General features: G+C 44.8%; 15 protein-coding genes. 3 read left to right on the top strand and 12 right to left on the bottom strand.

Going from position 1 to position 12,410, the window contains the following annotated elements; all coding sequences use genetic code 11:
• The 3 genes from PLH26_RS15060 to PLH26_RS15050 form a co-directional block, all read right to left on the bottom strand.
• Window positions 1-551, bottom strand: a 551-nt coding sequence (locus tag PLH26_RS15060) for a TraB/GumN family protein (RefSeq protein ID WP_324586856.1), incomplete at its 3' end; no start/stop codon positions are given.
• A 26-nt stretch (window positions 552-577) separates the two neighbouring features.
• Window positions 578-1,201 carry a hypothetical protein gene (locus tag PLH26_RS15055; RefSeq protein ID WP_324586855.1) on the bottom strand — a complete coding sequence of 208 codons (624 nt, stop codon included), beginning with the start codon at window positions 1,199-1,201 and terminating at the stop codon, window positions 578-580.
• Between the two features lie 37 nt (window positions 1,202-1,238).
• The gene (locus PLH26_RS15050; protein WP_324586854.1) at window positions 1,239-1,739 is read right to left on the bottom strand and encodes an RNA polymerase sigma factor; all 501 of its coding nucleotides are present in this window, start codon (window positions 1,737-1,739) and stop codon (window positions 1,239-1,241) included.
• Window positions 1,740-1,879: 140 nt separating this feature from the next.
• On the opposite strand from PLH26_RS15050, the gene PLH26_RS15045 reads away from it, so the two are divergent.
• Window positions 1,880-2,257, top strand: coding sequence for a hypothetical protein (locus tag PLH26_RS15045; RefSeq protein WP_324586853.1), 378 nt, complete (start codon window positions 1,880-1,882; stop codon window positions 2,255-2,257).
• Window positions 2,258-2,361: 104 nt separating this feature from the next.
• Here PLH26_RS15045 and PLH26_RS15040 read toward each other — a convergent pair whose 3' ends face one another.
• A complete protein-coding gene (locus tag PLH26_RS15040) occupies window positions 2,362-2,610 on the bottom strand; it encodes a hypothetical protein (protein ID WP_324586852.1) in 249 nt (82 codons plus the stop codon).
• Window positions 2,611-2,886: 276 nt separating this feature from the next.
• Between PLH26_RS15040 and PLH26_RS15035 the strand changes: the two genes are divergently transcribed.
• The gene (locus tag PLH26_RS15035; RefSeq protein WP_324586851.1) at window positions 2,887-3,999 is read left to right on the top strand and encodes a glycosyltransferase; all 1,113 of its coding nucleotides are present in this window, start codon (window positions 2,887-2,889) and stop codon (window positions 3,997-3,999) included.
• Here the strand turns inward: PLH26_RS15035 and PLH26_RS15030 are convergent.
• The 5 genes from PLH26_RS15030 to dnaN form a co-directional block, all read right to left on the bottom strand.
• On the bottom strand, window positions 3,979-4,305 hold the full coding sequence (locus tag PLH26_RS15030) for a DMT family transporter (protein WP_324586850.1): 327 nt from the start codon (window positions 4,303-4,305) through the stop codon (window positions 3,979-3,981). The genes PLH26_RS15035 and PLH26_RS15030 overlap by 21 nt on opposite strands.
• Before the next feature lie 256 nt (window positions 4,306-4,561).
• Window positions 4,562-5,278 carry a 3-deoxy-manno-octulosonate cytidylyltransferase gene (gene kdsB, locus PLH26_RS15025; RefSeq protein WP_324586849.1) on the bottom strand — a complete coding sequence of 239 codons (717 nt, stop codon included), beginning with the start codon at window positions 5,276-5,278 and terminating at the stop codon, window positions 4,562-4,564.
• Between the two features lie 31 nt (window positions 5,279-5,309).
• Window positions 5,310-6,128, bottom strand: coding sequence for a sterol desaturase family protein (locus PLH26_RS15020; RefSeq protein WP_324586848.1), 819 nt, complete (start codon window positions 6,126-6,128; stop codon window positions 5,310-5,312).
• A gap of 42 nt (window positions 6,129-6,170) precedes the next feature.
• Window positions 6,171-6,599: a putative signal transducing protein gene (locus tag PLH26_RS15015; RefSeq protein WP_324586847.1), complete on the bottom strand. Its 429-nt coding sequence runs from the start codon at window positions 6,597-6,599 to the stop codon at window positions 6,171-6,173.
• Between the two features lie 19 nt (window positions 6,600-6,618).
• Window positions 6,619-7,734, bottom strand: coding sequence for a DNA polymerase III subunit beta (dnaN, locus tag PLH26_RS15010; protein ID WP_324586846.1), 1,116 nt, complete (start codon window positions 7,732-7,734; stop codon window positions 6,619-6,621).
• A 130-nt stretch (window positions 7,735-7,864) separates the two neighbouring features.
• Between dnaN and PLH26_RS15005 the strand changes: the two genes are divergently transcribed.
• Complete coding sequence (locus PLH26_RS15005) at window positions 7,865-8,338, top strand: regulatory protein RecX (RefSeq protein ID WP_324586845.1); 474 nt, start codon at window positions 7,865-7,867, stop codon at window positions 8,336-8,338.
• Between the two features lie 18 nt (window positions 8,339-8,356).
• On the opposite strand, the gene PLH26_RS15000 is transcribed toward PLH26_RS15005, so the two are convergent.
• From PLH26_RS15000 to PLH26_RS14990, 3 genes are all read right to left on the bottom strand, one after another.
• Window positions 8,357-9,796 (bottom strand): NADH-quinone oxidoreductase subunit N, encoded by a 1,440-nt coding sequence (locus tag PLH26_RS15000; protein ID WP_324586844.1) that lies wholly within the window; start codon window positions 9,794-9,796, stop codon window positions 8,357-8,359.
• Window positions 9,797-10,114: 318 nt separating this feature from the next.
• On the bottom strand, window positions 10,115-11,578 hold the full coding sequence (locus tag PLH26_RS14995; RefSeq protein ID WP_324586843.1) for a complex I subunit 4 family protein: 1,464 nt from the start codon (window positions 11,576-11,578) through the stop codon (window positions 10,115-10,117).
• On the bottom strand, window positions 11,575-12,410 hold an 836-nt coding region (locus PLH26_RS14990), incomplete at its 5' end, for a proton-conducting transporter transmembrane domain-containing protein (RefSeq protein WP_324586842.1). The genes PLH26_RS14990 and PLH26_RS14995, both read right to left, overlap by 4 nt.

The raw sequence follows: 12,410 nt of genomic DNA, 5'->3' as shown, positions 1-12,410 counted from the left end.
TCGTCAAATATTTTCATCTGCTCTTCAATGGTCTCCAGTCCCAATACATCTTTGTTCTGTGCTTTGGCCATTTCGATAAACGTAAGCTCATACGATTCCTGTTCGGAACAGGGAAGGGTTTTTTGCGTAAGGATGCTGAACAATATGAAGGGCTTCATTGTATTGAGCAGGGTAAGCGGCATGCCGATGGTATCCCTGAAAAAAATGTTCAGTTTGTGATAGTCACTGTCGCTAAAAATATCACTGAGCTTTTTTCCCTGCAACATGGAAAGCTGCATCATTTTCATGTTCATGGCAGGATCATCCATATCTACTTCGAGATAAACTTTTTGCGAAGCTTTAAATTTTTCTTTTAACTGTTCACTTATTGCAAAATCATCGGCGCAGATCATGTGCATGGTACCATACAAGTAAGATGCGCCGCTGATGCCATTTCCCGAAATCTCCCACAGCAGGGTATTGTTTCCGTCTGTTTGAGCAGTAACTGCGGGAACATAAAAATGCTGAACAAAAAGAGCAGTAAATAAAACAGAAAGTTTTTGCGCCACCATTCCATTCTTTTATACGGGTAATAAAATTATTCTTCCATTTCCTGCAGCAGGCTTTTCAATTTCTGTATATGCCTGCCATACAGGCGGTTTACATACCACCTGTTCAGAAAATAAAAAATTATAGTAAAAGTACTGGTAAAGAGCAGATATAACAAAGTAAATCCCATCTCTCCGTCTCTGGCATGCACAGCAGGAAAAAGAACAATGTGTTTATAATAAAAAAGAATATAGAAGAAAAGCATTACCACCGGGGCCATAGCCGTGCCGGCGATCAGGTAAAGCCGTACATATTTTTCCAGCGTTAGCAGTTGAAGCCGGAGGTTGGATTTTACCCTGCATGCAGTGCATTCCATGTCTTTAAGTAATTTATTTTTTTTATAATAGTAAACTACAAAAGAAACAGCAAGTAAAATATAGGCCCAGCTTACTTCTTTCAGCGCACCGCCAAATGAAATAAAGTAAAACGCGGCGATTGCCGCAACAGCGCCTAAAACAATAATCAACTCATAAAAAAGATTTCTCCTCATTCGCGAAACGAGGCCCCGGGAACGAACGTCCGGTACTTCCGACACCTCCTCCCTTCCGCTAACGATGATCTCCTTTTTATTTGCCGCCTCTTTCCATACTTCTTTTAAGGTTTCTAACTCCATGGATTATTTAATTGATGTATACAATAAACCGGGTTATTTATACCCCACCAACATGCCTGCGCAGCTTTTCTTTGATACGGCTCATTTTAACCCGAAGACCTGCCTGGCCAATTCCAAGTATTTCCTCCATTTCCCGGTAATTTTTTTCTTCGAGATATAATATTACTATGGCTTTTTCAATATCCGACAAGCGGTTAACTGCTTCCAGGAATGCCGCCAGCCTTTCTTTTTGCTCAGCAGGACCAGGCTCATACAGATCCGTGCTTTCAGGTAATGCATCATTAACTGTACAAATCCTTCGTTGCTGTTTGCGAAAATCTGAGATAGCGGTATTTAGTGCAATGCGGTACATCCATGTACTGACCTTTGATTCATTCCTGAACTTTGGAAAAGCCTTCCAGAGCTGCAATAAGATCTCCTGGAAAAGATCCTGCCTGTCGTGGAGCGCATGACAATACAGGTGACATACCTTATGGATGATGCCATTGTTTTCCTTTATGAGCTCCAGGAACTGTTCTTGTATATGATTCGTAGCCAAGCCTCTGTTGTACCTGCAAATATATCTGTCGAAGCAATAGCAATATTGTTACAGCCCACTGGAAGGCTAATAAATATGTTTTTTAAGCAACCGGGCGGTTAAACAATATCTCATACCTTTATCATGTGAAGCACATGAAGATGACACGGCTGTTTTGGCTTGTTTCGGCGCACTTTTTATTGTTTTGCCTGTTCATTGATGAAAGCCGGGCACAAACACATAGCGTTGCCGGCAGCACATTAAAACGGCAGGCTGTCACCTGCAACCTTTATACCGGGTACGGCAATCACGGAGTTCAGCAGCATCCGTTGTACCGGGACAGCATAAAGATGATTCGCGGTATACTTCATCTGCAGCGTGCCGGTACAGCAATACCGGCACAATTGCCTGCAAACTATTATAGTGCCTGCCTTGGCTTTTTTTGCAGAAAAGAATCTCAGATAGAAAAAGTAACAAAAATCCCGCTTCGTGTAAGATTGGGTTCCCTTGATTATTGTAATAAGATGGAAGGAAAATAAATGATCAGGCAGGATTAACTGATATGAGAAAATTAAACGGAAAACAAGCGGCTCCGCAAGCGGGCATTACCATGCAAACCGGAGCAATACAGTGTAGCCCGCTGTCAGTTCTTATTGCAAAGAAATATAAAGGGTTTCAATTCATTCTGGTACATCAACTGCACCAAACATTTCTGGTCGTTAAGCACTTTATATTTGTTCATGTCAACGATTTCATTTGCCCTGCAAAAGGTATCAGTAGATTCTACATGAAAAAGCATTTCATTTAGCAGCTCCACCTCATGCTCTATCGCCTGGTTGTCCATCGCTTCGTCTCTAAGTAATACAAGCAAATCTCGATTGGATGTTTTCATACTTATGGGATTTCAATTATGGGATAATGTACTCTTTGTCAGTAACCTACCATTCCCTTTTTACTGGGACAGCCACAACCTTTTTGCCCGCCTTTAAAAACACCGCAGCCTGCGGTCATAACTGCTATCAGCAGAAACAACACTAAAAAAATCTTATAGCTCCTTTTCTTCATTATTTTCCGGATTGCTGTAGCGTAAATTTAAACTAAATTACCTTTAAATTATTGTTATAGCAAACCGCTTTTTAAAAGCATTAACAATAATACTTATTATAATTTGAAACCCGGTATACATTTCCCCAAAATATTAGTGGCGCCTTTAGACTGGGGACTCGGGCACGCCACGCGTTGCATTCCCCTTATAAATGAACTGGTTAGGCAGGGTTGTTTTGTATGGCTGGCAGCCGGTGGAAGCAGCTTACAGCTTCTTCGTGAGCAGTTCCCCCAACTGCCTTTTCTGCCTTTGAAAGGATATGATGTTTTTTATCATAACACAAAAAGTAATTTCAAATGGACGATGATCCGGCAGATCCCTAAAATAGCAGCTTCCATAAAGCAGGAGCACAACTGGTTAAAAAAAGCAATGGATGATCATCATTTTGATGTGATCATAAGCGATAACCGTTACGGGCTTTCTTCGAAGAAAGCGTTATCTGTTTTCATTACCCACCAGTTGGGTATTTTAACAGGGATGGGAAAGCTGGCCGATAAATTGCTTCAAAGGATCAACTACAGGTACATCAGGAACTTTGATGAATGCTGGGTCCCCGATTTTAAAGGACAGCAGAATTTGGCCGGCAAGCTGTCGCGTCCTTCTGTATCGCCTCCGAATGCAAAATATATAGGCGCCCTGTCGAGATTTCAAAAAAAGGAAGCAGATAAAAAATACGATCTGCTGATCGTATTGTCGGGACCCGAACCACGGCGTACAATATTTGAACAACTGCTTTTAAAAGAGCTGAAAACCTACGATGGAAAAGTGTTACTGGTGCGGGGACTGATAGATGGCATTCCTGCTTTAAACGCTGCAACCGGGGCAGAAGTGGTTGATTTTCTTTCATCCGATGCGCTTAATACAGCCATTTGCCAGTCGGAATGGGTGATCTGCCGCAGTGGGTATACTTCGGTTATGGACCTGGTACAATTAGAACAGAAAGCAATACTGGTGCCCACACCCGGTCAGCCCGAACAGGAATACCTTGCGCAATGGCTTCACCGGAACGAAATTTTTTATGCCGGCACCGAAGCATCATTTTCTTTACGGCAGAGCCTTCAGGAAGCAAAGCAGTTCCCTTTTCTTTTTACTGCGTTCCAGCCATTTCTCTCCGGTTATAAAACGCATATTGAACAACTGGTACAAAAACTGAAGTTAATGCGAAACGGCTTTTAACCCGATGATGGAACCGATAAGTGTGGTAATAAAGAAAACGCGCCAAAAATCAGCCGGGTCCTTAAATACAAAAATGCCCACCAAAGCCGTTCCTACAGCGCCAATACCTGTCCATACGGCATAAGCTGTGCCTATAGGCAATGTTTGCGTGGCTTTAACCAGCAAATACATACTGATGGCAAGACATACGAAAAAACCGGCGTACCATACATGAGCTGTGCTTCCGGTTGATTCTTTTGCCTTGCCCAGGCATGACGCAAAGCCAATTTCAAACAAACCCGCAATGATTAATATTATCCAGTTCATGGTTTTTATTTTAGAAAAAGAGCAGCCGGCATGTTCATATACCGGCAGTTCACCCGTGCCTGCAAAAATATGGAATCATGTTGAGTGAATGGTGAATGAGTGAATGGTGGGGATCCTTTCCCCCCGTCCGAACGCCTGACCAGATTCGGGCAGGGTGTTCAGCCGGGCGGGCTTTATCGTCTCACTTTTCACGATAACATACGGCGCAATTTACCTGACTTGGCACTGTTATCCACAACCAAAAACCTTGTAGGAATTATAATAGCTTCACGGCTCTTTTGAGGTCTTCCGGCGTGTCAATGCCAACGCCTTTATAATCTACAATGGTCATGCGCAGGGGTATGCCGTATTCGAGGAACCGCAGGCATTCAATTTTCTCTGCATCTTCGAGTGGGGTAACCGGCCATTTTGTGAATTTGAGCAATGCCTGTTTCGTAAAAGCATATATGCCTATATGCTCATAATGTACAATAGCAATGGATTCGTTGCGCGGATAAGGAATAACATTCCTGCTGAACAGGAGGGAGTTCATATTAAGATCGGTAACCACTTTTACAATGTTGGGATTTTCGATCAGCTCTTTTTCCGCAAGCGGCCGCATCATTGAAGCCACTTCTACCGTTTTGTCATTAAACAGTTCAATGAGCTGCTGCAAGGGCTTGCGTTTAACAAATGGGGTATCTCCCTGCACGTTTACAATAATGTCAACATCCATTTGTGCAGCGGCTTCCGCAATACGGTCGCTTCCGCATTCGTGTTCTTTTACGCTCATGAGCGCATTACCGCCGTGCATTTTAATTTCATCATAAATAATATCGCTGTCTGTTATCACCCATACTTCATCAAACAGGCCTGTGGACACTGTATTATCATGGGTGTGCCGTATAACACTTTTATCGCCCAGCATTTTCATCAGCTTACCCGGGAAGCGGGAAGCGGCATACCGGGCAGGGATCATGGCAACGATCTTCATGAGCAATTTTTTTTCAAAGATAGGACGATCATCAGTAATCCGTCTTTATGGTTTTGTCAAATGGTATCCTGAACTGATAGCCGATATTTTCATCATCGCTGCCTTCGAGTACATCTAATCCATATTTGAGGTTCCGGGGATCTTCATAAGCAAATGTGCCAAACAGCCTGTCCCACAGCGAAAAGATATTGGCGAAATTGGTATCGGTAAAAGGCCGCTCGAAATGGTGGTGAACCTTGTGTACGTTTGGCGTGATAAATACCCAGCTAAAAGGTTTATCCAGCCACAGCGGTACTCTTATATTGGCATGGGTAAAATGGGTAAAGAAACCAGATACGCTGCGGTACAGGAAATAATAGCCAACAGGAACGCCCAGCACCAGCACTCCTATAACTGTAAAACTTTCCCGGAACAGCCATTCGCCCGGATGATGCCGTGTACCTGTGGTTACATCTACCTTGGTATCGCTATGATGCACCATGTGAAATTTCCACATCCACTTGATCTTATGCATCAGGTAATGCGGGGCATACTGCCCGAAGAAGTCGAGGAATAAAAGCGCAACCGGTATTTTTATCCATACCGGCATATCCAATACATACAACAGCCCGAACTCATGGGTCGCTACCCAGGTGCATACTTTAATGGTAGTATAGCCAAAAATAATATTAAGCACCAGTGTGCAGGCTAAAAAAACGAGGTTCACGCCGGCATGACGGTATCTTTTAAACGAAAAGCTGAACAAAGGGTAATAGCCTTCGATCAGCCAAAACACGATCATTCCTCCCATCAATATCAGCACCCGGTGAGCGCTGGGTATATGTTCCCAGTATTGAAGAAAATCGTTCATACAGCAAATTGTACAGAAAAGTTACGAAGATTTTTTTTGGGGTCAGTTATGAGAAAAGGCAGGAGAAGAAGTATCGGGCAGCTCATCAAACTCGAAGCCGCATGCAAAGCAGTGATACACTTTTTTAATGCTTACGGCATAATTCCCGAAAAGGAAGCCAATGACAGCGCTCAGCCAGTTGCCCGATCTTTGCGGGTTACTGATGTATTCTACATTATGTGAATGGCAATTGGGACATTCGAGCTTCTTTCTTTTTTCCTTGTCGAACAGCTCCAGTAAATGAACGGCTCTCTGAACATCGGCTTCAGGAACGGTTAGCTTAATTCCACCAACGGCATTGGTTAATATGGGGTCAACGGTTACGGTATATTCATCACGCAAAAAACAGGTTATGCCTTCATTTTGCAATTTCCCGAGCATTATATTGGCGTCAATATAATTATCAAAACTTCTCACCGTAATGAAGTTCATAAGCCGTAAAGTTAAAATGCTATTGATTCAGCATCAGGGGCATGGCCAGCATCAGCAGTTCCTCCTCCTCCTCTTTTTCTACAGGAGTTAAAATGCCGGCTTTTGTAGGTGTTGACAGTTCCATCACTACTTCATTGCTATCTGTGGCATTAAGGAGCTCTATTAAAAATTTAGCATTAAAAGCGATCTGTATGTCTTCTCCCTCATAACGGCAGTTCATTCTTTCATTCCCCTCAAAGCTAAAATCAATATCCTGGCCGGTCAATTGCAGTTCCGCACCTGTGATGCTGAGCGCCACCTGGTTGGTGCTTTTGTTGCTGAACACGCTCACCCGCCGGAGTGCATTCTGAAAATCGGAACGGCTGACGGTCATTTTATACGGATTTTCTGCGGGGATCACCACTTTATAATCCGGAAAGCGGGCATCAATGAGGCGGCAAACCAGCTCGGTGGTGCCATGATCAATAAAAAGATGATTGTTGTTATAGGATACTTTCAGCTCATCGTTATTATCGGGAAGCGCGCTTTTTAAAAGGTTCAATGGTTTTTTGGGAACAATAAAAGCATCTTTCTGAGGGCAGCTCACGTCCGTTTTGCGATAACGTACCAACCGGTGTGCGTCGGTGGCTACAAACGTAATGCCTTTGGGGTCGAGCTCAAAAAACACACCTGTCATTGCAGGGCGGAGGTCGTCATTGCTTACAGCGAAAAGCGTTTTATTGATAGCGGTTACCAGGGCGGAAGAACGCATGGTGAACATGTTGGTATCTTTTGCCGCCGGTTCTTTGGGAAAATTATCGGGGTTTTCGCCCATTACCTTATACTTGCCGTTGTCGCTTGTAATTTCCACTCCAAAATTCTTGTCAATCGTAAAAGTAAGCGGCTGATCCGGAAGATTCTTTAATGAATCTATCAGTATTTTTGCCGGGATGCATATGCGTCCGCTGTCGCGGGCTTCAATTTCAAGATGGATCTTCATTACCGTTTCCAGGTCGGTAGCCACCGCAGTGAGCTTGTTCTTGTCTATTTCAAACAAAAAATCTTCCAGTATGGGTAACACGGTGTTGGCGCTGATAACACCACTGATATGCTGCAGTTGTTTCAGCAATGCGGATGAGGAAACAATAAACTTCATAAATCGCTTAAAATTAGGATTATGGCAAATATAGAATTAAGCCGATAAAACTACCCTTATTTTTTCAAACAATATCAACCACTAATCCACTAACTTTCCGCTCCGGCCAAAGGTTGCCGTATTCAATGATATGATCCCGAGCGGCAAAATTTCCCAGGAACAGGCTTTAGCAAAAATAAAGCACTACTGCGCTTACCAGGAGCGGAGCCATAAGGAAGTTATGGGCAAATTGTATGATTTGGGCCTGTACAAAAACGAGGCAGAGCTGCTGCTTTCGCAGCTAATAGAAGAAGGTTACCTGAACGAAGAACGGTTCGCCATACAGTTTGCAGGAGGTAAGTTCAGGATAAAGCAATGGGGCAAAAAGAAAATAGAGCAGGCGCTCAGGGAAAAGCAGGTGAGCAGCTATTGTATAAAAAAAGCCCTGGTACAAATTGATGAAGCCGATTACCGCAAAACACTGCAACGGTTGAGCACCAGGAAATGGGAGCAACTGAAGGGAGAAAAAAATATTTTTATAAAAAAAAGAAAATTACAGGATTATCTCTTGCAAAAAGGCTATGAATATGACCTTGTGAAAAAAGTGGTGAGGGGTGAGTTGTGAATGGTGAGTAGTGATTCATTACCGGATGAGCAAAAATTGCCGGATACCGTCTACTGCACTGCCCGGAAAGATGCCGAGCCAGCATAAGAGCAGCATCATTACCACCAGGGCAATATAGGTAGAAATATAGAAGAAGGAGTACAGTGGTTTCGCTGTGCTGCCGGCTGGCGACGATGCGCCAAACAGGGTGCTGATAACGCGCAGGTAGTAATACAAACCGATAACACTGGTAATGACCAGCACCAGAACAGGAAGCCATAAATTTTGCTGAACACCGGATGCCAGTATAAAAAATTTAGCAATGAACCCGGCAGTAAGCGGGATGCCTGCAAGCGAAAGAAAGCAAATGGTCAATACAGCCGTTAATACGGGTTGTTTGTAAAAGAGTCCCCTGTAAACAACCAGGTCCTCCGCATCTTTCATGCGGGTAGATAATACAGAAATAACGCCAAACACGGCCAACAAAGTAATGGAATAAGCGAGCAGGTAAAAAGAAGCGGCCTCCACCCCGGCTGCATTGCCCGGCAGGAAGGCCACCAGCAGGTAGCCAAAATGCGCAATGGATGAATACCCCATCAGGCGCTTGATATTTTGCTGCCGCAATGCCAGCAGGTTCCCCACTATCATGGATGCCATGGCAATAACAGAAAAGATACTGATCATTAGCGGGTACTGCTGCAGGTTTACCGACAGCGCAAAGCGCAGCAATACGGCAAACACACCAATTTTTGACACCGTGGCAATGAAGGCTGTTACCGGAGAAGGGGCGCCCTGGTATACATCGGCCGCCCATAAATGGAACGGCACCAATGCCAGCTTAAAGCCAATAGCCACCAGCATGATCCCGAAGCCCATGGTGAACAGCACCGATGAAGAGGACGCTTTTATGCTTAGCGCGATGCGTTCAAATTCCATGCTCCCGGTTTCCATGTATATAAGTGCCATGCCAAACAAAAGAAACGCGGAAGACACGGCTGCCAGTACCAGGTATTTCATACCCGACTCCACAGCATTGTTGCGGTTGCGCAGGTAGGCGATCAGGGCGTATAAACTCACGCTCAGCACTTCAAGCCCTATGAACAGCGAAATAAAATGGGTGCTGATGGTAAGCACTGCGGCGCCCAGGGTGGCAAGGAACAGCAGTATATAGTATTCTTTCGGGTTTTCTTCCCGCTCCTCAAAATAAATATAGGAAAACAAGCCTACTGCCATCATGGAAAAAATGATCATGCCCGTGAACAACGCCCCAAAGCCGTCTACCACAAACAAGGGCGGAACGGTTTGCGGCAGCGTATCTTTTACGTACCACATGGCAAAGATCACCAGGCATGCCATAAAAAATGACGCTACCTGTATAACAGTGTGGCTCATCCGGAATGCAATGAGCAATATAACCGCCATAGAAGCTGCTGCCAGCACTATAAAAGGAAGAAGCGCTTCAAATTGAAGTTCATTCATACTTCAGCAATAAACAATGAATAATATTGGTTTTGGCTATCGGCTATCAGCGGTCGGCTGTTAGCGGTCAGCTATCAGCAAACAAAACCCGTCATCCGATCATCCGGTAACTACTCAGTTAACTATACGTCATAAAAATGTGCACTGTTTTTTTATGAGCCGGGCCACAGTGTTACTATTACTCTTCCGTTGCCCGCCCGGATGAACTCCCTGCCCGAATCTGGTCAGGCGGGCGTTCGGACGGGCGTTGCACCCTTGTGCTTTCTGTTCATTACTGAGTATTGCACAAATTTATCAGGCGCCAGTATAAACAATCAACTAATCAACCAATCCCTTCACTACTCCTTTCACCATATCTATAACAGGCTGCGGAAACAGTCCCAATACAATAATACTGATGGTCAATGCCGACATCATCACCCATTCCCGCACATTCATATCTTTGAGCGGCACAGTTGTTGTAGCAGGACCCAAAAAAACCTTTTGCATCATCCGCAGTGAATAGCATGCCGAAAATATCAATCCAAGTGTAGCCAGCACCGTTAGTAAGGCACTGGCAGGGAACGCACCAATAAGGATCAGGAACTCGGCAATAAAATTGCCCAGCATGGGTAAGCCCAGAGAAGCCATGGTAAACACCATTGCCGCGCCACCCATAAAGGGCATAGCCGTCCACAAACCACCCATCCGGTTGATATCCCTGGTGTGCAATCTTTCTTTGAGCATGCCCGCCATTATAAACAGAGCGCCGGTGCTTATGCCGTGCGTAAGTATTTGCATGACCACACCCTGCATGGCTGTTTCATTAAAAGCAAAAATGCCCAGCAGCACAAAACCCATATGGCTTACTGATGTGTAGGCGATCAGCCGTTTCAGGTCGGTTTGGGCAAAAGCGAGGAAGGCGCCATATAAAATACCAATAGCGCCCAGCAGCATGGCCCACCACGCCAATGCCTGTGCCTGCTGGGGAAATAATGTGAGTACAAAACGGATAATGCCATAAGCTCCCGTTTTTAATAGCAATCCCGCAAGGATCAGGCTCCCTGCCGTTGGAGCTTCGCTGTGTGCGTCGGGCAGCCAGTTATGCAGGGGCACAACGGGCAGTTTAACCATAAAGGCAATCAGGAACCCAGTCATGATCCATTTTGCAGCGGATGCTCCCGGTGAAGTACGGAGAAGATCAAAATAATCGAATGAATATATACCGGTTTGTTGCGCATGAATGAAATACAAAGCCAGTATAGACAGCAGCATCAGCAAGCCGCCCGCCTGGGTGAAGAGAAAAAACTTATAGGATGCATAGCGCCGGTTGGTATCGCCCCATATCGAGATCAAAAAATACATGGGCACCAGCATTACCTCCCAGAAAAAATAAAAGAGAAAAAGATCCATCGCTACAAACACACCGCAAATGCCGGCGAGGGTCCATAGCAGGTTAAAAAAATAAAAACCGTGCTTTTCTTTGATCTCATTCCAGGAGCAGAGCACCGCCAAAATGCCCAGGAAAAAAGTTAACAAAAGCAGCACCAGGCTTAACCCGTCTAAGGCCAAATGAAAGCCGATGCCGAAAGAAGGGATCCAGTCAAGCCGGTAATTGATGAACCATTCGCTGCGGGTGCCTGTCGCGTTTTTATATTGCAAACAAAGCCACGCGGTAAGTACAAGCCCCACAACAGCAGCGCATAAGGCAATCCATTTTGGAAGCAATCTGTTCCACTGCGCCAGCAGCCAGCACAATGCGCCTCCAATGAGCAATATCGCTATCAGCCATACCAGTATCATAGTAGTTGCATGCTTATAATGAATAATATACCGAGCAGCACACCCGCAATATACCAGCGCAATGAGCCGTTCTGCGTGAGCGACAACAGGCGGTTCATATAAATATTAACCTGTGCGATACCATTATACAGGCGGTCAAATACATCTTTTTTATTGATGCGGGTAATAAAGAGAAAAGGCTGTACAAACCATGCATGGTACAAATCATCAAAGCCCCATCCGCGGAGCAAAAAATTCCTGACTGCCAGCAGTGCTGCTGATTGCCGCCAGCCTTCGGGTATCCCTTTGTTGCCATAGTATAAAATATAACCCGTGTATAGTCCGGCAAATGTTACCAGCGCCGCTATGCCCTGGAAAATAAATTCGGAAGGAAGATTTTGTTTTAAAACAACCGCGGGCAATACTTTCTGTACCTGGTCCGAAAACAATGTGAGGTGCACAAGGTTGTGGGGCCATTCTATGAAACCGGCTACAACCGAAGCGATGGCCAAAACAATGAGCGGCACCGTCATCCGTTTGCCGGGATGCGCTCCAACAGGCGTCTTTCTTTCGCCCCAAAAAACAACAAGCATTAACCTGGCACTGTAAAAAGCCGTAATAAATGCACCGGCTATTGCCAGTATCCATAAAAAAGGATTGCCGGTTGAAGCGCTCCATGCATACCATAATATTGCATCCTTGCTGAAGAAGCCGGCAGTTATCAACGGCAGGGCTGCCAGCGATGCAGCGCCGGCAAGGAAAGTAAGGAACACGGTACGCATGTTATTTTTAAGTCCGCCCATTTTAAAAATATCATGTTCATGGTGCAAAGCTTCTATTACAACTCCCGCGG

This window comes from Agriterribacter sp. (assembly GCF_035444585.1).
Taxonomy (GTDB): Bacteria; Bacteroidota; Bacteroidia; order Chitinophagales; family Chitinophagaceae; genus Agriterribacter.
Note: the sequence above shows the minus strand (reverse complement) of the source record. Positions and strands in the feature narration are given on the sequence as shown.

Bases quoted from the DNA above. Each gene is read 5' to 3' on its own strand.
- PLH26_RS15030 (WP_324586850.1), bottom strand. From the start codon at position 4,305: ATGAACTGGATAATATTAATCATTGCGGGTTTGTTTGAAATTGGCTTT.
- dnaN (WP_324586846.1), bottom strand. From the start codon at position 7,734: ATGAAGTTTATTGTTTCCTCATCCGCATTGCTGAAACAACTGCAGCAT.
- PLH26_RS15040 (WP_324586852.1), bottom strand. From the start codon at position 2,610: ATGAAAACATCCAATCGAGATTTGCTTGTATTACTTAGAGACGAAGCG.
- PLH26_RS15020 (WP_324586848.1), bottom strand. From the start codon at position 6,128: ATGAACGATTTTCTTCAATACTGGGAACATATACCCAGCGCTCACCGG.
- PLH26_RS15005 (WP_324586845.1), top strand. From the start codon at position 7,865: ATGATCCCGAGCGGCAAAATTTCCCAGGAACAGGCTTTAGCAAAAATA.
- PLH26_RS14995 (WP_324586843.1), bottom strand. From the start codon at position 11,578: ATGATACTGGTATGGCTGATAGCGATATTGCTCATTGGAGGCGCATTG.
- PLH26_RS15045 (WP_324586853.1), top strand. From the start codon at position 1,880: ATGACACGGCTGTTTTGGCTTGTTTCGGCGCACTTTTTATTGTTTTGC.
- PLH26_RS15015 (WP_324586847.1), bottom strand. From the start codon at position 6,599: ATGAACTTCATTACGGTGAGAAGTTTTGATAATTATATTGACGCCAAT.
- PLH26_RS15000 (WP_324586844.1), bottom strand. From the start codon at position 9,796: ATGAATGAACTTCAATTTGAAGCGCTTCTTCCTTTTATAGTGCTGGCA.
- kdsB (WP_324586849.1), bottom strand. From the start codon at position 5,278: ATGAAGATCGTTGCCATGATCCCTGCCCGGTATGCCGCTTCCCGCTTC.
- PLH26_RS15055 (WP_324586855.1), bottom strand. From the start codon at position 1,201: ATGGAGTTAGAAACCTTAAAAGAAGTATGGAAAGAGGCGGCAAATAAA.